At 47.4% G+C, this 18,384-nt stretch carries 17 protein-coding genes and 21 tRNA genes; 34 read left to right on the plus strand and 4 right to left on the minus strand.

Annotation, left to right across the window (positions count from 1 at the left end; all coding sequences use genetic code 11):
- Nucleotides 1-425 precede the first annotated feature (425 nt).
- The gene (locus MHB78_RS06370) at nt 426-617 is read left to right on the plus strand and encodes a hypothetical protein (RefSeq protein WP_157759345.1); all 192 of its coding nucleotides are present in this window, start codon (nt 426-428) and stop codon (nt 615-617) included.
- A gap of 134 nt (nt 618-751) precedes the next feature.
- Here MHB78_RS06370 and MHB78_RS06375 read toward each other — a convergent pair whose 3' ends face one another.
- Together MHB78_RS06375 and MHB78_RS06380 are read right to left on the minus strand one after the other, a co-directional pair.
- Nucleotides 752-1,006 carry a carboxymuconolactone decarboxylase family protein gene (locus tag MHB78_RS06375; protein ID WP_329761549.1) on the minus strand — a complete coding sequence of 85 codons (255 nt, stop codon included), beginning with the start codon at nt 1,004-1,006 and terminating at the stop codon, nt 752-754.
- Nucleotides 1,007-1,205: 199 nt separating this feature from the next.
- The gene (locus tag MHB78_RS06380) at nt 1,206-1,490 is read right to left on the minus strand and encodes a MerR family transcriptional regulator (RefSeq protein WP_231947381.1); all 285 of its coding nucleotides are present in this window, start codon (nt 1,488-1,490) and stop codon (nt 1,206-1,208) included.
- Nucleotides 1,491-1,711: 221 nt separating this feature from the next.
- Here MHB78_RS06380 and MHB78_RS06385 point away from each other — a divergent pair, with 221 nt between their 5' ends.
- The 22 genes from MHB78_RS06385 to MHB78_RS06490 all read left to right on the plus strand — a co-directional run bounded on the left by MHB78_RS06385 (nt 1,712) and on the right by MHB78_RS06490 (nt 4,199).
- Entirely contained in the window at nt 1,712-2,014 is a 303-nt protein-coding gene (locus MHB78_RS06385; protein WP_046133032.1) for a GRAM domain-containing protein, read from the plus strand.
- Between the two features lie 211 nt (nt 2,015-2,225).
- A tRNA-Val gene (locus tag MHB78_RS06390) sits at nt 2,226-2,301 on the plus strand.
- A gap of 15 nt (nt 2,302-2,316) precedes the next feature.
- A tRNA-Thr gene (locus MHB78_RS06395) sits at nt 2,317-2,392 on the plus strand.
- A 67-nt stretch (nt 2,393-2,459) separates the two neighbouring features.
- Nucleotides 2,460-2,535 (plus strand) — tRNA-Lys (locus tag MHB78_RS06400).
- A 7-nt stretch (nt 2,536-2,542) separates the two neighbouring features.
- Nucleotides 2,543-2,627 (plus strand) — tRNA-Leu (locus MHB78_RS06405).
- 16 nt (nt 2,628-2,643) lie between these two features.
- Nucleotides 2,644-2,718, plus strand: a tRNA-Gly gene (locus tag MHB78_RS06410).
- A gap of 9 nt (nt 2,719-2,727) precedes the next feature.
- Nucleotides 2,728-2,813: transfer RNA gene (locus MHB78_RS06415), tRNA-Leu, on the plus strand.
- An 11-nt stretch (nt 2,814-2,824) separates the two neighbouring features.
- Nucleotides 2,825-2,901 (plus strand) — tRNA-Arg (locus tag MHB78_RS06420).
- 9 nt (nt 2,902-2,910) lie between these two features.
- Nucleotides 2,911-2,984: transfer RNA gene (locus tag MHB78_RS06425), tRNA-Pro, on the plus strand.
- A gap of 7 nt (nt 2,985-2,991) precedes the next feature.
- A tRNA-Ala gene (locus MHB78_RS06430) sits at nt 2,992-3,064 on the plus strand.
- Between the two features lie 24 nt (nt 3,065-3,088).
- A tRNA-Met gene (locus tag MHB78_RS06435) sits at nt 3,089-3,162 on the plus strand.
- Nucleotides 3,163-3,167: 5 nt separating this feature from the next.
- Nucleotides 3,168-3,244: transfer RNA gene (locus MHB78_RS06440), tRNA-Ile, on the plus strand.
- 7 nt (nt 3,245-3,251) lie between these two features.
- A tRNA-Ser gene (locus MHB78_RS06445) sits at nt 3,252-3,344 on the plus strand.
- A 14-nt stretch (nt 3,345-3,358) separates the two neighbouring features.
- Nucleotides 3,359-3,435, plus strand: a tRNA-Met gene (locus MHB78_RS06450).
- A gap of 71 nt (nt 3,436-3,506) precedes the next feature.
- Nucleotides 3,507-3,583: transfer RNA gene (locus tag MHB78_RS06455), tRNA-Asp, on the plus strand.
- 9 nt (nt 3,584-3,592) lie between these two features.
- Nucleotides 3,593-3,668, plus strand: a tRNA-Phe gene (locus MHB78_RS06460).
- 26 nt (nt 3,669-3,694) lie between these two features.
- Nucleotides 3,695-3,770, plus strand: a tRNA-His gene (locus MHB78_RS06465).
- A gap of 8 nt (nt 3,771-3,778) precedes the next feature.
- Nucleotides 3,779-3,852: transfer RNA gene (locus tag MHB78_RS06470), tRNA-Gly, on the plus strand.
- A 12-nt stretch (nt 3,853-3,864) separates the two neighbouring features.
- A tRNA-Ile gene (locus MHB78_RS06475) sits at nt 3,865-3,941 on the plus strand.
- A 6-nt stretch (nt 3,942-3,947) separates the two neighbouring features.
- Nucleotides 3,948-4,022 (plus strand) — tRNA-Asn (locus tag MHB78_RS06480).
- Between the two features lie 3 nt (nt 4,023-4,025).
- A tRNA-Ser gene (locus MHB78_RS06485) sits at nt 4,026-4,116 on the plus strand.
- Nucleotides 4,117-4,127: 11 nt separating this feature from the next.
- Nucleotides 4,128-4,199: transfer RNA gene (locus MHB78_RS06490), tRNA-Glu, on the plus strand.
- Nucleotides 4,200-4,425: 226 nt separating this feature from the next.
- On the opposite strand, the gene MHB78_RS06495 is transcribed toward MHB78_RS06490, so the two are convergent.
- Both MHB78_RS06495 and MHB78_RS06500 read right to left on the minus strand, forming a co-directional pair.
- The gene (locus MHB78_RS06495) at nt 4,426-5,178 is read right to left on the minus strand and encodes a TraR/DksA C4-type zinc finger protein (RefSeq protein ID WP_046130690.1); all 753 of its coding nucleotides are present in this window, start codon (nt 5,176-5,178) and stop codon (nt 4,426-4,428) included.
- 104 nt (nt 5,179-5,282) lie between these two features.
- Nucleotides 5,283-6,218 (minus strand): 1,4-dihydroxy-2-naphthoate polyprenyltransferase, encoded by a 936-nt coding sequence (locus tag MHB78_RS06500; protein WP_046130689.1) that lies wholly within the window; start codon nt 6,216-6,218, stop codon nt 5,283-5,285.
- Nucleotides 6,219-6,485: 267 nt separating this feature from the next.
- Between MHB78_RS06500 and MHB78_RS06505 the strand changes: the two genes are divergently transcribed.
- The 11 genes from MHB78_RS06505 (at nt 6,486) to MHB78_RS06555 (ending at nt 18,381) form a co-directional block, all read left to right on the plus strand.
- Nucleotides 6,486-7,910 (plus strand): isochorismate synthase MenF, encoded by a 1,425-nt coding sequence (locus MHB78_RS06505; protein WP_046130688.1) that lies wholly within the window; start codon nt 6,486-6,488, stop codon nt 7,908-7,910.
- Nucleotides 7,907-9,646 (plus strand): 2-succinyl-5-enolpyruvyl-6-hydroxy-3-cyclohexene-1-carboxylic-acid synthase, encoded by a 1,740-nt coding sequence (gene menD, locus MHB78_RS06510; RefSeq protein WP_046130687.1) that lies wholly within the window; start codon nt 7,907-7,909, stop codon nt 9,644-9,646. The genes MHB78_RS06505 and menD overlap by 4 nt, the downstream gene beginning before the upstream one ends.
- Complete coding sequence (gene menH / locus MHB78_RS06515) at nt 9,634-10,455, plus strand: 2-succinyl-6-hydroxy-2,4-cyclohexadiene-1-carboxylate synthase (protein ID WP_046130686.1); 822 nt, start codon at nt 9,634-9,636, stop codon at nt 10,453-10,455. Before menD ends, menH begins: the two co-directional genes overlap by 13 nt.
- 12 nt (nt 10,456-10,467) lie before the next feature.
- Nucleotides 10,468-11,286 carry a 1,4-dihydroxy-2-naphthoyl-CoA synthase gene (gene menB / locus MHB78_RS06520; RefSeq protein ID WP_046130685.1) on the plus strand — a complete coding sequence of 273 codons (819 nt, stop codon included), beginning with the start codon at nt 10,468-10,470 and terminating at the stop codon, nt 11,284-11,286.
- A gap of 77 nt (nt 11,287-11,363) precedes the next feature.
- Nucleotides 11,364-12,800: an o-succinylbenzoate--CoA ligase gene (locus MHB78_RS06525; RefSeq protein ID WP_046130684.1), complete on the plus strand. Its 1,437-nt coding sequence runs from the start codon at nt 11,364-11,366 to the stop codon at nt 12,798-12,800.
- A 12-nt stretch (nt 12,801-12,812) separates the two neighbouring features.
- The gene (gene menC / locus MHB78_RS06530) at nt 12,813-13,922 is read left to right on the plus strand and encodes an o-succinylbenzoate synthase (protein ID WP_046130683.1); all 1,110 of its coding nucleotides are present in this window, start codon (nt 12,813-12,815) and stop codon (nt 13,920-13,922) included.
- Between the two features lie 355 nt (nt 13,923-14,277).
- Nucleotides 14,278-15,591, plus strand: a complete 1,314-nt coding sequence (locus tag MHB78_RS06535) for an LLM class flavin-dependent oxidoreductase (RefSeq protein ID WP_046130682.1) — start codon at nt 14,278-14,280, stop codon at nt 15,589-15,591.
- A gap of 16 nt (nt 15,592-15,607) precedes the next feature.
- Nucleotides 15,608-16,105, plus strand: coding sequence for a GNAT family N-acetyltransferase (locus tag MHB78_RS06540; RefSeq protein WP_046130681.1), 498 nt, complete (start codon nt 15,608-15,610; stop codon nt 16,103-16,105).
- Nucleotides 16,106-16,128: 23 nt separating this feature from the next.
- Nucleotides 16,129-16,923: an amino acid ABC transporter substrate-binding protein gene (locus MHB78_RS06545; RefSeq protein WP_046130680.1), complete on the plus strand. Its 795-nt coding sequence runs from the start codon at nt 16,129-16,131 to the stop codon at nt 16,921-16,923.
- A gap of 21 nt (nt 16,924-16,944) precedes the next feature.
- A complete protein-coding gene (locus tag MHB78_RS06550; RefSeq protein ID WP_046130679.1) occupies nt 16,945-17,619 on the plus strand; it encodes an amino acid ABC transporter permease in 675 nt (224 codons plus the stop codon).
- Nucleotides 17,620-17,631: 12 nt separating this feature from the next.
- On the plus strand, nt 17,632-18,381 hold the full coding sequence (locus tag MHB78_RS06555; RefSeq protein ID WP_046130678.1) for an amino acid ABC transporter ATP-binding protein: 750 nt from the start codon (nt 17,632-17,634) through the stop codon (nt 18,379-18,381).
- The last annotated feature ends 3 nt before the right edge of the window (nt 18,382-18,384 follow it).

The raw sequence follows: 18,384 nt of genomic DNA on the forward strand, positions 1-18,384 counted from the left end.
ATTCGGACTCATGCCCGTCAAGCTTCCATAGAAACAGGACAAATCTCTGTTTACAGCCATTCAATAATATATCCAGGATAATATCATAAACGTTTAAATCTTCAATATCAGAAAGTAAAGCAGAAAGTTCGCTTGGACGGCCGGTTAAAAAATCAAATACGCCAAAATGGGTAGGGATAACGTGCTTCGTTTTTAATAATCGGACTGCGTTAGCCGCCTCCCGGGGGGACATCGTATAAGCATCACCGATCGGCAATAGCGCCGGCTCTGATTCATATCATTCAGCAATAAGAGCCATATCCCCAAAGACGTTTGTATTTGGCGCGATAAGTCGTATATCCATTCGCAAATTTGATCATGTAGCCCATTGGCTCTCCGCCATAGAAAATCTCATTGCCGTCAACGTATACTGACGAATGATCTGCATGTACAGCCGTAACTGCAATATCCCCGAATCTTCGGGTGCCGCCTTTATTGATGGAAACAACATGTTCAACACCCTTCTTTTGGAGAAGAACGGCCAGTTTCCAGCCTGCGAATACTTTCGCTCCTGTTTTTTTGGCAAGCCATACGGCATCCTCGGCATGATCCCGATGCGCATGGTCAAAAAAATGTAATCTACACTTTCAATGTGTTGAATTGTTTCGGGACAAGAGGGATTCTTTTTAGCCATGGATCAATTAGTAATTTTTTATTACCGGGTGTTGTAATCCGCCAAAGCCAAGTAAATGATGTATTTCGGTTCTGCATATTAATATCCCTCTTTCATTAAATCACTGGCTGCAAAAACTTCTTTAGCCGCCTGCAGTCCATTTAAAGCAGCCGGGAAACCGGCATAAACAGAAAGCTGCATGATTAATTCAACAATTTCTTCTTTTGAGCAGCCAACATTTAAGGCGCCATTAATATGAACCTTCAGCTGGGGAATAGCGAATCCAAGCGCAGTCAAGGCTGCAACGGTTGCTAATTCCCGGGATTTGATATCTAAACCCTGCCGGCTGTAGATGTCACCGAATGGGAATTCAACTAAAAACGTTCAAAGTCAGGCGCGATTTCGTTTAAAAACTCACGAGTGTGACTTCCAGATTCTCCAACAACTATGTTCATCAGTTTAATCCGTTTTTATACCTTTTTTCTGTCATATTAAAAATCCTCTCCCGCCTTTTTATAAATGTATTCTTCATAAAATAAAATTACGGCTTTTATTAATAATTCAATATTCGAGAGGCGATTGTTAACTTTTTCTTTTTGGCTTTCACTGATTCTAAACGTTCCAAAATACAGCCTTCCTTTGTAAACTCTGAAATATCTTCAAGGTACATTCCTGTTTTTTCCAAAGTACCTATAAAAATAAGAAAGTTTACGTCAGAATCCGTAAATTGCCGTATGACGCCAGCAGTTCTTTTGATTTGAATTAATCCGCTTTTTTCATAAAATCGTATGGTATGCGCAGAAAGTCCGGTTCTTTCCACAGCTTCTTTAATATTCATTTTAGGGAGCTCATTTGTCGACTTGGTCTAATCTTACAGACTCTAAGTCAAGCTGTTTTTCACGAAAAAGATAGTAAATACCGCATTTTTAAACCAATAAAGTCTGAGAATTCTCCGTCATCGTCAGTATGATAACTGAAATGTCTTTCAATATGTTCTTCATAAGTAAAGAAAAAAAGCCGATATAAATATGGTAAAAAATATTTATTGGGGGAAATAAGATGCAATCCGTTGAACATGAAGGCTTTATCATGGACGTTCCGGCAAATTTATTCAGAGGTATAGAATCGGTAGGCGGCAGACTGAAATTAACAAGTGAAAGTTTATTTTTTACATCGCACGGCGTTAATATTCAAAACAAACCGCTCGACATTAAGATTCAGGACATTGCAAAGGTTGAGAAGCGAAACACATTTCTGGTTGTACCAAACGGACTTAAAGTCGTCTTGAAAAACCAGCAGGAGTACAAATTTGTTGTCGCAAAAAGACAGGAATTCTTTAACCATTTGGAGAACCTATTATAGAGCGTTATCATCAAAAAACAGCAGCAAAGCGGCAAATTTTTTTTGCTGCTCTGCTCTTTGTTTAGATAAGCGGCGGCATTTCAGCCTTAAAAAGAAACACATATGATGAAAAAACTGAAAATAAAATTTTTTTAATATAGCCTTTACAAATGGGTGTGTTCCTGTATATAATAGTCCTTGTCAGATCGAGAGTTGCTCGAATGACTGCCCCGGAGGATTAGCTCAGCTGGGAGAGCATCTGCCTTACAAGCAGAGGGTCGGCGGTTCGATCCCGTCATCCTCCACCATTGGTTTTTGAAGGGGCCGGTGTAGCTCAATTGGTAGAGCAACTGAATCGTAATCAGTAGGTTGGGGGTTCAAGTCCTCTTGCCGGCACCACTTTTTTATGATATAATATAAAAGTTGCTGAAAAAAATATCAACGGCTTTTATCTAAGAAATTCTTAGAGCCATTAGCTCAGTTGGTAGAGCATCTGACTTTTAATCAGAGGGTCGAAGGTTCGAGTCCTTCATGGCTCACCATTTTCATGCGGATGTGGCGGAATTGGCAGACGCGCTAGAATCAGGCTCTAGTGTCTTTTAAAGACGTGGGGGTTCAAGTCCCTTCATCCGCATTGCCAATCAATTTTCGCGGAAGTAGTTCAGTGGTAGAACACCACCTTGCCAAGGTGGGGGTCGCGGGTTCGAATCCCGTCTTCCGCTCCAACCATCCACGCCGGGGTGGTGGAATTGGCAGACACACAGGACTTAAAATCCTGCGGTAGGTGACTACCGTGCCGGTTCAAGTCCGGCCCTCGGCATTATAAAGATTGCGCCCGTAGCTCAATTGGATAGAGCGTTTGACTACGGATCAAAAGGTTAGGGGTTCGACTCCTCTCGGGCGCGCCATTATAATAACGGGAAGTAGCTCAGCTTGGTAGAGCACATGGTTTGGGACCATGGGGTCGCAGGTTCGAATCCTGTCTTCCCGATTCTTAAGGGGCCTTAGCTCAGCTGGGAGAGCGCCTGCTTTGCACGCAGGAGGTCAGCGGTTCGATCCCGCTAGGCTCCACTTTGTTATCTTTATATTGATCATGGCGGCGTAGCTCAGCTGGCTAGAGCGTACGGTTCATACCCGTGAGGTCGGGGGTTCGATCCCCTCCGCCGCTATTAAAGGACCTTTAGCTCAGTTGGTTAGAGCAGACGGCTCATAACCGTCCGGTCGTAGGTTCGAGTCCTACAAGGTCCACCATTATTACGGAGGAATACCCAAGTCTGGCTGAAGGGATCGGTCTTGAAAACCGACAGGGGTGTCAAAGCCCGCGGGGGTTCGAATCCCTCTTCCTCCGCCATACATTTTTATCATCGCGGGGTGGAGCAGTTCGGTAGCTCGTCGGGCTCATAACCCGAAGGTCGCAGGTTCAAATCCTGCCCCCGCAACCAAAAATTACTCATTAAATAGGGAGTGCCCGAAGGGTGCAACCAAAACATTTCATGCGTAAAAATCAAAAAATGGTCCGGTAGTTCAGTTGGTTAGAATGCCTGCCTGTCACGCAGGAGGTCGCGGGTTCGAGTCCCGTCCGGACCGCCATTTATATAAGGCTCGGTAGCTCAGTTGGTAGAGCAACGGACTGAAAATCCGTGTGTCGGCGGTTCGATTCCGTCCCGAGCCACCATTATGTAGAAACTTAATAAAATTGCGGCGGTTGTGGCGAAGTGGTTAACGCACCAGATTGTGGCTCTGGCATTCGTGGGTTCGATTCCCATCAACCGCCCCATGCGAGATGCGGGTGTAGTTTAGTGGTAAAACCTCAGCCTTCCAAGCTGATGTCGTGGGTTCGATTCCCATCACCCGCTCCATTTGCATATCATGGGCCTGTAGCTCAGCTGGTTAGAGCGCACGCCTGATAAGCGTGAGGTCGATGGTTCAAGTCCATTCAGGCCCACCATGATATTCCACAGTAGCTCAGTGGTAGAGCTATCGGCTGTTAACCGATCGGTCGCAGGTTCGAATCCTGCCTGTGGAGCCATATGGAGAAGTACTCAAGTGGCTGAAGAGGCGCCCCTGCTAAGGGTGTAGGTCGCGTAAGCGGCGCGAGGGTTCAAATCCCTCCTTCTCCGCCATGATGATATACGGCCCGTTGGTCAAGTGGTTAAGACACCGCCCTTTCACGGCGGTAACACGGGTTCGAATCCCGTACGGGTCATCCGTTTCAAACCCCCTGTATTAATAAATACAGGGGGTTTTTGTATGGCAGAGACGTTCAAAAGAGATGGTAACGTCCTATAGGCAATTGAAATGCTATTGCTGTATTCGGCTTGAAGGCTAATAAAGTGTATAAAAAGGCGGTCGCCAACCGGCATATGCCCACGGTACATGGGGCATCAAAAACAGCCGCTGAATAATGACGATAAGCCCCGGATCTTCGGGGCTTAGTCATCCTCTGTATAAGGTTCCTTTTCTGCCGGGGGAAGATCCCCAAATGAGGTCATAATGCCTTCTTCATCAAGCAATTCCTCGTATTGTTCATGTTCGATTGTCGGATAAACGGTGATTTCTTTACCCGTAATATCCGTCGCGACGAAGTTTTCGTAATCTTCGACATTTCCCAGGCGCTCTTCATATTCCATGTATGTCTGGCTGTACGACTGTGGAGGAAACTCCATATCCTGAGGCGTATCTGAGTCGCCGTAGCGTTCAACATCTTGATACGCGTCTTCTGCATCATATGCCACATTTTCGTCGCGTTCATCCTGTTCAAAACGACCGTAGGGAGGAGTGAGCACTTCTTCTTCAATCGGACGGTCCTTTGAGACGGAGATGTTTGAGGAATGTTCGCTGCACGTCGTCGCCGTCGGCAGGACGGACAGCCTTTCGTAAGGAATTTCCTTTCCGCATACTTCACAGCGTCCGTACGTTCCTTTTTCAATTAAGGAAAGGGCGTGTTCGATATCGTGCAAATGCTCCCTCTCATGTTCGTAAAGGGCGAGATCCTTTTCGCGCTCATAAAGCTCCGTTCCTTCATCGCCGGGATGATTGTCGTATGAAGACAGGTCTCCCGTTGAGTTGAAAGGAAACGTAACATCTATGCCAAAATGACCGTTAGCCTTAAAACGGCTGATAATTTGTTCTTTGCCCGCTTTGAGTTCGTTTTCGAGCTTTGTCAACTGTTCTTTTGTTAGCACATGCATCGCCTCGTTTCTAAAAAGTGCTGCCTTTTTAGTATGAACGATTTTAAAAAGAACTTTCATTATAAAAAAACAAAAAAAAGAGCCGGTTAAGGCTCTTTTTAGACAAAATGATGAATCAAAACGCCAATCGCTAAAAGCAGGCCGAAAAATGTGTTCGTCTGTGCCGTGGATTTCATGGCGATCATCAATTCTGCCGGTTTTTCTTTTGCTTTGAATTCTTTGATTGCTTTGACCGGTTTCGGAAGGCTTAGCAGAACAATAGCGCTCCATACCGTAACAATCCCCATGACGATGTAAAGTCCGATTAACAAATAGGAAATAATGAATGCCCAGCTTAAAATATGCACGGCATTTTTCCGCCCTGCCAAAATAGGAAGCGTCTTTCGTCCGTTTTCTTTATCCCCGGCCAGATCTCGGATGTTGTTGGACAGGTTGATCCCCCCGACTAAAATCGTGATCGGAAGCGAGATCAGAAACACGTTCCAGGTCAGTTCACCGGTCTGGATATAATAGGAGATGAGGATGATGATCATTCCCATGAAGACGCCTGACATAATTTCGCCAAACGGCGTATAGGAGATCGGAAGCGGGCCTCCTGTGTAAAGATAGCCGACGGCCATGCATACTAATCCGATAAGCGCCAGCCACCAGCTTGAAGACATACAAATATATACTCCGAGCAAGACGGAGACTGCAAACAATCCGTATGCCGTATATAATACCGTTTTCGGCTTCATCCCGTGGCGGACAATCGCACCTCCGATTCCGACCGAATTCTCATTATCGAGCCCGCGGACGAAATCAAAATACTCATTAAATAAGTTCGTTCCGATTTGGATTAGAATCGAAGCGACAAGCATGGCGATAAACAGCCAGATGTCGATACGGCCTGTTTGAAGAGCCAGGACCGTCCCGAGTGTAACAGGGACGAATGCGGCTGTCAGCGTATGCGGCCTTGTCAACATCCACCACACGCGCCAGCTTTTTTCAGGTTTTATTCCAGAAACACTTCCTGAAAGTGATTGATGCTGCATAAAGTTTGACTCCTTTAGTTTTAATACGTACACGTCCATACTAAGTTTAGAAAAAGTTAAAAAAGGTGTCAATATAATGGGTGATATTGTTAGAAAAAAAGCGGTGAGACAGCCCCGAAAAAAATAATAAAACACCTTGCCTTTTTCATTCGGCCGATTAAGTTTATAATAGTAAGGGGTCTGTTAACAAAGTGTCGTTTTGTTGACACACATCGTTCACAGGTGTATGGTTAAAAAAGCATTTTACGGACTTTGGAGGAATGTCTCATGGTGACAACAGTGCAGCGCACTTCCCTAAGGGAAGCATCTGAAGCGTTAAATATCGTCAAAAAAGTCAACCATGCTGTTTTAATAAGTTATTCCAGAAAAATAAAAAATATAGATGCCCTTTCTTTTTTCAAAAGCGGAGAAGAAGCATTCGCCGGGAAGCGGTTTTTTTGGTCCGATCCTGACGGCGAAATGACGCTTGTCGGCTTGGGAAGGGAATTGACGATTTCCACAAGCGGGAAGGATGCAGGCCGTTATCGGGAAATCGATCAACAATGGGCGCGTGTAAAAGAAAAAGCCTACCATTTTCATGAAGGTGAAGATCTTCATCAAGCGGCAGTGGGCCCTTTGCTGTTCGGCGGTTTTTCTTTTGATCCGCTGGAAACAAGAGAGCAGCATTGGGAGGGTTATCCGGAAGGAGCTTTTTTTGTTCCCTCTGCCATGCTGACAAAAGCAGGGGAAGAAGCGTTTTTAACGGTGAACAAATGGAAGTCTCCCGATGAGGATGCAAGCAAGGTTCTTGCCGAATTAAAGGCCGCTTCTCTACATCTGACAAATATTAGCGCTTTCAAAGAAGATGAAAAAGCGGGCGCCCGGATTGAAGCGAAAGAGGAATTGCATGTGTCAGAGTGGCTTGATGCGATTCGCCGTGCAACAAACGACATCAAAAAAGGGGCATACGATAAAGTCGTGCTGGCGCGGGACATCCTGCTGACGTTCGATAAGCCCGTCAAGCTTCATGAAGTATTGTTCAAACTGATGTCAGAGCAAAAAACAAGCTACATTTTCGCCGTTGAGGAAAACGGCAAAAGCTTTGTCGGCGCTTCTCCGGAGCGGCTGATCAAAAAGGACGGAATGAAAGTGCTGTCCACATGTCTGGCCGGTTCGATTAAAAGAGGCGAAACCGAACAGGAGGACCGGATGCTCGGCCTTGAGCTATTGAACGATGAGAAAAACCTTATTGAACACGACATTGTCGTGGGTATGATCCATCAGGCGTTTTTGGCGAACTGCAGCCGCGTGAAAAAGCCGGCCAAGCCCGGATTGTACAAAACGAAAAACGTTCAGCATCTATATACACCTGTCGTCGGTCAAATGAATGATCAAGCGTCGCTCTTCGATTTGATTGAGCAGCTTCACCCGACTCCGGCACTCGGAGGGTCGCCGCAGCACAAAGCGGTCGAGGTCATCAGAAACAGCGAACCGATGTCAAGAGGATGGTATGCCGCCCCGGTCGGATGGATCGACATCGCAGGCAACGGGGAGTTTGCCGTTGCGATCCGCTCCGGATTAATCGAATCGAACGAGGCCAGACTGTTTGCCGGCTGCGGAATTGTCGCTGATTCCGATCCGCTGCTTGAATATGAGGAAACACAAATTAAATTTAAGCCTATGCTGTCCGCATTTGGAGGCGATACCCTTTGACAGAAAACCCGATTACAACATATATAGGCAATTTTATTGATGAGCTTTCACTCGCAGGCGTTACTGAAGCCGTCATCTGTCCCGGATCAAGGTCAACGCCTCTTGCGATTCTGGCGGCTGCCCACCCGGACATCAATGTTCACGTCCATATCGATGAGAGGTCGGCAGGCTATTTTGCATTGGGGATCGCAAAAGCGAAGCGGGGACCCGTTGCGTTGATCTGTACGTCGGGAACGGCTGCGGCGAACTTTTATCCGGCTGTCGTTGAGGCTCATTATTCAAGAATACCGCTCATCGTTTTAACGGCTGATCGGCCGCACGAGCTGCGTGAAGTAGGTGCACCTCAGGCGATTGATCAGCAATTCTTATTCGGCAACTTTGTTAAGTATTTCACAGACTCGGCTTTGCCTGATGCACATCCTGATATGCTGGCGTACATTCGTTCAGTAGCAAGCCGTGCCGCAGGAGAAGCGTCGAGAGCGCCGAACGGACCGGTGCACATCAATTTTCCGTTAAGAGAGCCGCTCATGCCGAACCTTAATGCCGATCCTTTTCAACGGACGGAAAGGGGCCGTCATGTGTCTGTATCAAACGCCGCCGCCGCTGCTGATCAAAAAGAGCTTGAAGCGGTGATGGCCTTGATCAGCGATACGGAAGAAGGCATCATTGTCTGCGGGGAACTTCCGAATGACGATGTGAAGCGCGATATTTTATCGCTTGCGGAGATGACGGGGTATCCGATTTTAGCAGACCCTTTGTCAAACCTGCGGAACGGCGCGCATTCGAAGAAATCGGTCATTGCTGCGTATGATTCGCTTTTAAGGGATGAAGAGCTGAAAGCTTCCCTTATGCCGAAGCTTGTCATCCGGTTTGGACCGATGCCGGTTTCCAAGCCGCTGTTCCAGCTTTTAAAACAAAACCCCGGGATCTGGCAGATTGTCGTCGATCCCGATGGCGGCTGGCGCGATCCGACACAGCGAAGCTCCTGGATGATGCATTGTTCAGAACGGGAATTTGCCAAAGCTGCGGCCGCTTCCATACGCGAAAAAAGAGCGGGCCGCTGGCTGGAAAAATGGCAGTTTGCAGACAGCCGTTTCCGACGCCATTTAAAAAATCTTGAAGCTGAGGATCTTACATTTGAAGGAAATGTGTACCGCAATCTGCAGCATATCATCCCGGAAAACAGCTCCCTTTTTGTCGGAAACAGCATGCCGATCCGCGATGCCGATACGTTTTTTGAAAATCAGGACAGGCCTTTCCGAATTTTCGCCAACAGGGGGGCAAACGGAATTGACGGCGTCGTGTCGACAGCGCTCGGCGTATATGCTGCCACAAAAGAGCCGGTGACGCTCGTAATCGGAGATTTATCCTTTTACCATGATTTAAACGGCTTGCTTGTCACTAAAACGCTGGACATTCCGCTGACGGTCGTTCTCGTCAACAATGACGGCGGAGGGATTTTCTCATTCCTTCCCCAGTCTGCTGAAGAACGATATTTTGAACAATTATTCGGAACGCCGACAGGGCTGGAATTTGAGCATGCCGCCAAATTGTACGGCGGACGCTACGCGTGCCCTGAGTCTTCCGCAGAATTCGCCGATGCCTACTTGTCTTCTGTCAACCGCTGCGGGCTTGATATCATCGAAGTGAAAACGAGGCGCGAGACCCGTGTTGAGCTGCATCGCCGGCTGCTTGATACGGTGCTGTATGAAATCAGAAAAGAGTGGCCGTTTTGAGACTGACGTTGCGGGACGGCATAGGCTATGAAATTGAAGACAACGGAGCATCTGCGGAAAAAACGGCGGTTTTTCTGCACGGATTTACCGGCAGCGCAAAAACGTGGGATGAGACTGACGAACATTTTCGAGGCATCCGTCTCATCAAACTGAATTTACTCGGCCACGGCAAAACCGATTCGCCCGCCGACAATCAGCGGTACACGACAGAACAGCAAGCCGCCGATCTATTGGAGATTTTTGATCTGCTGAAGCTGAAAAAAGTGGATCTTGTCGGCTATTCTATGGGAGGAAGGCTTGCTCTCTCTTTTGCCATGACGCATCCTGAGCGCGTATCAGGGCTTGTGTTGGAAAGCAGCTCCCCCGGTCTTCAAACAGAAGAAGAAAGACGCAGCCGGAGGGATCAGGACGCCCGGCTCGGAGAGAGGATCATCAACGAAGGAATTGAATCGTTCGTCGATTACTGGGAACAGATTCCGCTGTTTGCTTCCCAATTGTCGCTTGAGGCGTCCAAAAGAAAGAAGATCCGCGAAGAGCGTCTGAGCAACAACCCGACCGGCCTTGCGGGCAGCCTGACCGGGATGGGAACCGGCTCACAGCCGTCATGGTGGGACAAGCTGGGTGATATCACATTTCCAGTTCTCCTCATCGCCGGCAGCCTTGACAAAAAATTTGTCGCGATCAATCAAAACATGCACAGGAAAATTCCCGGCAGCCGCCTGGTGATTGCCGAACAAACAGGACATGCTGTACATGTGGAAGAGCCCGATTTTTTTGGTAAAATAGTAAGTGAATTTATATTCAAATAGGAGGTCACGTTCATGACTGTAGAATGGAAAAGCGAACGTCAATATGAAGATATTTTATATGAAACATACAATGGCATTGCAAAAATTACGATCAATCGTCCTGAAGTACATAACGCGTTTCGTCCGAAAACCGTTACCGAGCTGATCGATGCTTTCGCCTATGCGAGGGATGATGCGGATATCGGCGTCATCATTCTTGCAGGAGCAGGAGACAAGGCGTTCTGCTCAGGCGGTGACCAAAAGGTAAGGGGCCACGGAGGATACGTCGGAGAAGACCAGATTCCGCGTCTTAACGTTCTTGATTTGCAGCGTTTAATCCGTGTCATTCCGAAACCGGTCGTTGCGATGGTGTCAGGCTATGCCATCGGCGGCGGTCATGTGCTGCATATCGTTTGCGATTTGACAATTGCCGCAGACAACGCGATTTTTGGACAAACCGGACCAAAAGTGGGCAGCTTTGACGCCGGATACGGTTCAGGCTATTTAGCGCGGATCGTCGGCCATAAAAAAGCCCGCGAAATCTGGTATCTGTGCCGTCAATATAATGCGGAGGAAGCGTTGGAAATGGGTCTGGTCAACACGGTTGTTCCGCTTGAGAAGCTTGAAGAAGAAACGATTAAGTGGTGTGAAGAAATGCTTGAGAAAAGCCCGACGGCTCTCAGATTCCTCAAAGCAGCGTTTAACGCCGATACGGACGGACTTGCAGGCATCCAGCAGTTCGCCGGAGATGCGACGCTCCTTTATTACACGACGGATGAGGCAAAAGAAGGTCGTGATGCGTTTAAAGAAAAACGCCGTCCGGACTTTGGACAGTTCCCTCGTTTTCCGTAAAAACGAGAAAGAAACAGCTTGGTGTAACTGAGCTGTTTTCTTTTATCAATCGAGAAATTTTCTTTGGAGATGATGACATGCTAATGGACCAGCCGAACTGGCTTAAACAGCGGGCAGAACTGACACCCGACAGGCTGGCTCTGATTCAGGGAAATCAGCAGCTGACCTTCCTGGAATTGTATGAAGAAGCGAAAAAAATGGCGGCACAGCTGAAAAACTGCTCCATCGGAAAAGGGGATACGGCAGCCGTTCTTTTAACAAACCGGACCGAAATGGTCATTGCGGTACACGCCTGCTTTTTACTCGGCGTCCGCCTCGTTTTGCTGAACACAAAGCTGTCAAAGGCAGAAAGAATGTATCAGATCGAGCATTCGGAGGCGAAACTGCTGATTACCGAACAGCCTTTTGCAGAAGAGCATTCACAAGACCTTTCGATCCGAACCGTTCAAATCGAAGACATTCAAGCGATCAAGGCCGAGCCGCTTATAAAGGAAGCGGACATCCATCTGGACGATACGGCGACCATCATGTATACGTCGGGTACGACCGGAAGGCCGAAAGGGGTTATGCAAACATTTGCCAACCATTATTTCAGCGCGGTTTCTTCTGCATTGAATTTGGGGCTCGCCGAAAATGAAAGGTGGCTTATCGCCTTGCCGCTCTTTCACATCAGCGGACTGTCTGCCCTGTTTAAATCGGTCATCTACGGTATGGCTGTTGTTCTGCATCAAAAATTTGACGCGGATGATGTTCTCCGTTCGATCAACGATCATCAAGTGACCGTCATTTCTGTCGTTCAGACGATGCTTTCCCGGCTGGCCGCGCGTGTGGACAATTGTCCGGAATCTCTGAGATGCCTTTTGCTTGGAGGCGGGCCTGCGCCGTATTCATTGCTTGAAGAATGCAAAAGGAAGCGGCTTCCAGTCGTTCAGTCGTACGGCATGACGGAAACGTGTTCACAAGTTGCGACACTCGCGCCCGAATACAGCATGACAAAGCTGGGATCAGCCGGCAAACCGCTTTTTGCCTCCGGCATTAGAATTGAAAAAAACGGCGCGCCAGCGGAAACCGGCGAACACGGCGAAATCTGCGTGAAAGGGCCGACTGTCATGAAAGGCTATTTAAAAAACGAAGCGGCAAACGAAGAATCGTTCAATGATGGCTGGTTTAGAACCGGTGATATCGGGTATCTTGACGATGACGGATTTTTGTATGTGCTTGACAGACGATCAGACTTAATCATCTCAGGCGGAGAAAACATTTATCCCGCAGAGGTTGAAGCGGTTCTCCTCTCTCATCCTGCCGTTGATGAAGCAGGAGTAAGAGGAGCGGATGACGAAACATGGGGAAAAGTCCCGCACGCTTATCTTGTCGTCAATGAGCATGTGGAGGAGCAGGAGCTGATCCGGTTTTGCAAAGAGCGGCTTGCTTCATATAAGGTTCCGAAAGCCTTTCATGTTGTCCGGCAACTGCCGCGCAATGCATCGAACAAATTGATGAGACACAAACTGTAGAGGAGAGCGCCAATGATTCAAATCAAACAGCTCACATTGTACCATCTCAGCATGCGGCTGAAAAAGCCTTTTACATCAAGCTTGGAAACCTTTCAGGAACGAAAATTCATCATTATAGAAGCGAAGGATAAAGACGGTGTGACAGGCTGGGGGGAAGTCTCCGCCTTTTCTTCTCCATGGTACACGGAAGAAACAACCGAGACATGCTACCATATGCTCAAAGATTTTTTTATCCCGGCTGTGCTTCACGAATCATTCACACATCCTTCCGACATTCCTGAAAAGCTTCGCGGCTTTAAGGGCAACCGGATGGCAAAAGCAGGGCTGGAAGCTGCGTTTTGGGACATTCACGCACAAAAGAACGGCATCACATTAAGCGAAGCCTTGGGCGGCATCAAAACGGAGGTGCCCGCGGGGGTTGTCGTCGGACTTGCTCCATTGGAAGACATGCTTCGCGAAATTGATCAATATGTAAAAGAAGGTTATCAGAGAATAAAACTTAAAATTCAGCCAGGACAGGATATCGAGCTTTTAAAAGAAATCCGCAGGCATTTTCCGCGCGTGCCGCTGATGGCGGATGCGAACTCATCCTATGATATAAAAGATATCAGCAGAATCAAGTCGCTTGATGAATTCAAGCTCATGATGATCGAACAGCCGCTGGCTGATGATGATATCGTGGACCACCGCCATTTGCAAAAGCATATCAAAACCTCGATTTGCCTTGATGAAAGCATACGCTCTGCTGATGATGCGAGGAAAGCAATCGAGCTCGGCAGCTGCAAAATCATCAATATCAAGCCTTCAAGGGTCGGAGGATTGACCGAAGCGCTGAAGATTCATGACCTTTGCAAACAGCATAACATGCCTGTCTGGTGCGGTGGCATGTTCGAAACTGGGATTTCCAGAGCGCACAATATCGCTCTGAGCTCCCTTCCGCAATTTGTGATCCCGGGGGATATTTCGTCGTCTTCACGCTATTGGGAAGAGGATATCGTAAAGCCGGAAATCAGGATCGAAGACGGTTTTATACAGGTTCCCGACCGGCCCGGCATGGGGTTTGAGGTTGATGCAAACACCTTAAGAAAACATTCGTTTAAAATGGACGTTTTCAGGCCGTAAAACGTAAGCGTGCCGTTGATTTTTCCGTTTTTAAGATTTGTTTTCCCGTTCGCCAACAAGTATATTGAAGTTGTACATTATTCCCTTCTCGTTTGGACCGGCTCGCTTAGCAGCCGGTTTTTTTGAAATCCGGCCCGTTTTCTAACGGGTCATTTTTTGTGAAAACCTCCTGTACGCTCCTTATTTTCATCAATTTTCAATCTTATTTTAATTTTAAAATAAAAAATTGAGTTCATTTTATTGACAAACTTTCGAGACAAATGTACATTTTGATTTATTCATATTAAATATCTAGGATTAAAAGGATTATGTGTTGACCTTTGCAGCCTAAAAAATCATAAAAGGAGAAAACGTTATGAAACAAATAAAACTAGGCGTGTTTCTTGCAGGAACAGGACATCATGTAGCATCTTGGCGGCATCCGAGTGCTCCTGAAGACGCCAGTATGAACCTCGATTATTTTAAAGAGCTTGCCAAAACAGCTGAGCGGGGCAAACTCGATATGCTGTTTTTAGCTGACAGCCTTTCAATAGACAGCAAATCGCATCCGAACGTGTTAACAAGATTCGAACCGTTTACTCTGCTTTCCGCATTGGCGCAGGTGACGTCTAAAATCGGCCTGGCAGCTACCGCTTCGACTACGTATAGCGAGCCGTTTCATATTGCGAGACAGTTCGCTTCCCTTGACCATATTTCGGGCGGGCGCGCCGGTTGGAATGTGGTGACCTCTTCCATTGAATCGACGGCGTTGAATTTCAGCGGTGAGAAGCATCTCGAACATCATCTTCGCTATCAGAGGGCAGAGGAGTTTGTGGAGGTTGTGAAGGGTTTGTGGGATTCGTGGGAAGAAGATGCCTTTATCAGAAACAAGGAAACCGGCGAATTCTTCGATAAAGAAAAAATGCACGAGCTCAACCATAAAGGCACATATTTTTCAGTCCGCGGGCCTCTAAATGTCGCAAGAACCCCACAGGGCCAACCGGTTATTATTCAGGCCGGCTCATCGGGAGACGGACAAGCGCTGGCTGCCAAAACGGCTGAAGTGATATTCACGGCGCAAAACCATTTGGAGTCTGCTCAAGCGTTTTACCAATCGATCAAAGAGCAGGCGGCGGAGCTGGGGCGCGATCCCGAGAAAATTGCGATTATGCCTGGTATTTTCCCGGTGATTGCCGATACAGAAGAAGAGGCGCAGGCCAAATATCAAGAACTTCAGGATTTAATTATTCCATCTGTCGGATTGCAAATCCTTCAAAATTATTTAGGCGGCATAGACTTGTCAGCCTATCCGCTTGACGGGCCTCTGCCTCAATTGGACGCCGATGCTTCAAACGCGGTGAAAAGCCGCTTTAAGCTTGTTCAAGAAATGGCTGAGAGAGACAATATGACGATACGTCAGCTTTATCAATATGTCGCCGGTTCCAGAGGACATCATATATTTGTAGGGACTCCTGGACAACTCGCTGATAAAATGCAGGAATGGGTCGACAAGAAAGCTTGTGACGGATTTAATATCATGCCGCCTCTTCTTCCGGAAGGGCTTGAGCTGTTCGTTGACAAGGTCGTTCCGATTCTGCAGGAACGGGGGCTGTTTCGAAAAGAATATGAAGGTGCAACATTAAGGGATCATTTCGGTTTGGATAAACCGGCCAACCGCTATTCAAAATAAAGGAGGGAAACGTTCGATGACGCGACGATACCGAATGGCAGACGAAAGCGATGCAAAAGAGCTTCTGGCGCTTACCGAGCGGGCCTATGAGCCGATACGAAAGCTGGGCATTCATTTTGCCGCAGCACATGCCGATCTGGATCTGGTCTTAAACAATATCCGGAAAAATGCGTGCTATGTCATGGAAGAAGACGGACGGATCATCGCGACGATTTCAATAAGAATGCCATGGGGACAGCAGCCCGGGCCGTACGGGGTCCCTCATATCTGGTGGTTTGCTGTAGACCCGGCCTCTGGAAAAAAAGGAGTTGGCTCAGAGCTCTTAGAATGGCTCGAACAGACGATCCTCCGCGATACGCTGAAGGTTCCGTTCGTATCACTCGGCACGGCGGATAAGCATCCGTGGCTGATCGACATGTATGAGAGAAAAGGCTATGTCCGCTCAGGGGAACAGGATCTTGGCAAAGGACACATTACGGTTTATATGAAAAAACAATTACGGACTGATCTATAACATAAAAAAGGCGGGGACATCTGATGAAAAAGAAAAAATGGATTATGCTGCTTGCTGCTGCGCTAATGACGGCGGTATTATCAGCATGCGGAAATGGAAACAGCAATGAACAAGAGAACAACGTACTGCATGTCGGTGCAACAGGGCAAAGCTATCCGTTCGCTTATAAAGAAAACGGGAAGCTGACAGGTTTTGATGTTGACGTAATGACGGCAGTTGCGAAAAAGCTTGATATGAAGCTCGATTGGAAGCTTCTTGAATTCAGTGGATTGATGGGAGAGCTGCAAACCGGAAAGCTTGACACCATTTCCAATCAGGTGGCGGTTACCGACGAACGCAAGCAAACGTACAATTTCACAAAACCGTATGCTTATGCGGGAACACAGATCGTTGTTAAAAAAGATAACAATGACATCAAATCGGTGGCCGACTTAAAAGGCAAAACCGTAGCAGCCGTCCTCGGTTCAAACCATGCAAAAAATCTTGAAAGCAAAGACCCTGATCATAAGATCAACATTAAAACATACGAAACACAGGAAGGTACGCTGAAGGACGTAGCTTACGGCCGCGTAGACGCATATGTCAACAGCAGAAGCGTGCTTATCGCACAAATTAAGAAAACGGGCTTGCCGTTGAAGCTTGCCGGCGATCCGATTGTCTATGAGCAAGTCGCATTCCCGTTTCCAAAGGACGATGCACACGACAAGCTCCGCAAAAAAGTCGATAAAGCGCTGAACGAACTGCGTAAAGACGGAACACTGAAAAAGCTTTCAGAGAAGTATTTTAAAGAAGACATTACGGTAGAACAGAAGAAATAGAAACGGCGGTGAAACACGAGAATGAATACGATTGATTGGGGATTTATGATATCCGCATTCCCGACTTTGCTTCAAGCCCTCCCGATCACCCTGTTCATGGCTGTGGCGGCGATGATCTTTGCGATCATTGGGGGACTTGTACTCGCACTGATTACAAAAAACCATATTCCAGTGCTTCATCAGCTGTCAAAAGTGTATATTTCGTTCTTTCGCGGCGTGCCGACGCTTGTACAGCTTTTTTTGATTTATTACGGGCTGCCGCAGCTGTTTCCGGAGATGAGCAAAATGACGGCTTTGACAGCCGCCATCATCGGACTTAGCCTAAAAAACGCCGCCTATTTGGCGGAAATCTTCCGTGCGGCCTTGAATTCGGTTGATGAAGGACAGCTGGAGGCGTGTCTGTCCGTCGGAATGACGAAGCTGCAGGCATATCGGCGGATCATTCTCCCGCAGGCGGTCAGAAACGCAATACCCGCAACAGGCAACACGTTTATCGGCCTCCTGAAAGAAACGTCTTTGGCCTTTACTTTGGGAGTCATGGAGATGTTTGCCCAAGGCAAGATGTATGCATCAGGCAATTTAAAATACTTTGAAACCTATCTGGCTGTTGCGATTGTCTACTGGATTCTTACTATTATATACAGTATTTTGCAGGATCTGTTTGAACGCGCCGTCAGCAAGCCATACCGGACATAGAGGTGAAATCAGTTGATAAAAGTGAAAAATATTCGCAAAGCATTTAAGGATCTCGTCGTACTGGACGGGATTGACCTTGAAGTGAAGCGCGGAGAAGTAGTGGCGATCATCGGCCCGTCCGGCTCCGGAAAATCGACGCTTCTGCGCTGTCTGAATCTTTTGGAGCGTCCTGATCAAGGCGTCATTGAAATCGGCGAAGCCAAATTGAATGCGGAAAAATTTACGCGCAAGGAAGCGCATTTGCTTCGTCAGCAAACCGCCATGGTGTTCCAAAATTACAACCTGTTCAAAAATAAAACAGCACTGCAAAACATTACAGAGGCCTTGATCACCGCACAAAACAAATCGCGGGAAGAAGCGGACCGCATCGGTATGGAGATGCTGAAGCAAGTCGGTTTGGAACATAAGGCCCACAGCTATCCGGTTACGATGTCCGGCGGGCAGCAGCAGAGGGTCGGCATCGCGCGGGCGCTTGCTGTCAACCCGCACGCGATTTTGCTTGATGAGCCGACTTCTGCTCTCGATCCGGAGCTTGTGGCAGGCGTGCTTCAAGTCATCAAATCGATCGCCGAAAAACAAACGACGATGATCATTGTCACTCATGAAATGGCGTTTGCCAAAGAAGTCGCAGATCAGGTGATTTTTATGGCGGACGGCCATATTATCGAGCAGGGGACACCGGAAGAGCTGTTTGATCATCCGAAAAACGAACGGACGAAAAAATTTATCAAACAGGTAGGAGAGCCTGCAGAACTTGTATAGAAG

Origin of the sequence: Bacillus sp. FSL K6-0138 (assembly GCF_037982765.1) — a bacterium.
GTDB lineage: Bacteria > Bacillota > Bacilli > Bacillales > Bacillaceae > Bacillus > Bacillus glycinifermentans.

Bases quoted from the DNA above. Each gene is read 5' to 3' on its own strand.
- MHB78_RS06370 (WP_157759345.1), top strand. From the start codon at position 426: ATGTACAGCCGTAACTGCAATATCCCCGAATCTTCGGGTGCCGCCTTT.
- MHB78_RS06380 (WP_231947381.1), bottom strand. From the start codon at position 1,490: ATGAATATTAAAGAAGCTGTGGAAAGAACCGGACTTTCTGCGCATACC.
- MHB78_RS06385 (WP_046133032.1), top strand. From the start codon at position 1,712: ATGCAATCCGTTGAACATGAAGGCTTTATCATGGACGTTCCGGCAAAT.
- MHB78_RS06500 (WP_046130689.1), bottom strand. From the start codon at position 6,218: ATGCAGCATCAATCACTTTCAGGAAGTGTTTCTGGAATAAAACCTGAA.
- MHB78_RS06505 (WP_046130688.1), top strand. From the start codon at position 6,486: ATGGTGACAACAGTGCAGCGCACTTCCCTAAGGGAAGCATCTGAAGCG.
- menB (WP_046130685.1), top strand. From the start codon at position 10,468: ATGACTGTAGAATGGAAAAGCGAACGTCAATATGAAGATATTTTATAT.
- MHB78_RS06525 (WP_046130684.1), top strand. From the start codon at position 11,364: ATGCTAATGGACCAGCCGAACTGGCTTAAACAGCGGGCAGAACTGACA.
- menC (WP_046130683.1), top strand. From the start codon at position 12,813: ATGATTCAAATCAAACAGCTCACATTGTACCATCTCAGCATGCGGCTG.
- MHB78_RS06535 (WP_046130682.1), top strand. From the start codon at position 14,278: ATGAAACAAATAAAACTAGGCGTGTTTCTTGCAGGAACAGGACATCAT.
- MHB78_RS06540 (WP_046130681.1), top strand. From the start codon at position 15,608: ATGACGCGACGATACCGAATGGCAGACGAAAGCGATGCAAAAGAGCTT.
- MHB78_RS06545 (WP_046130680.1), top strand. From the start codon at position 16,129: ATGAAAAAGAAAAAATGGATTATGCTGCTTGCTGCTGCGCTAATGACG.
- MHB78_RS06550 (WP_046130679.1), top strand. From the start codon at position 16,945: ATGAATACGATTGATTGGGGATTTATGATATCCGCATTCCCGACTTTG.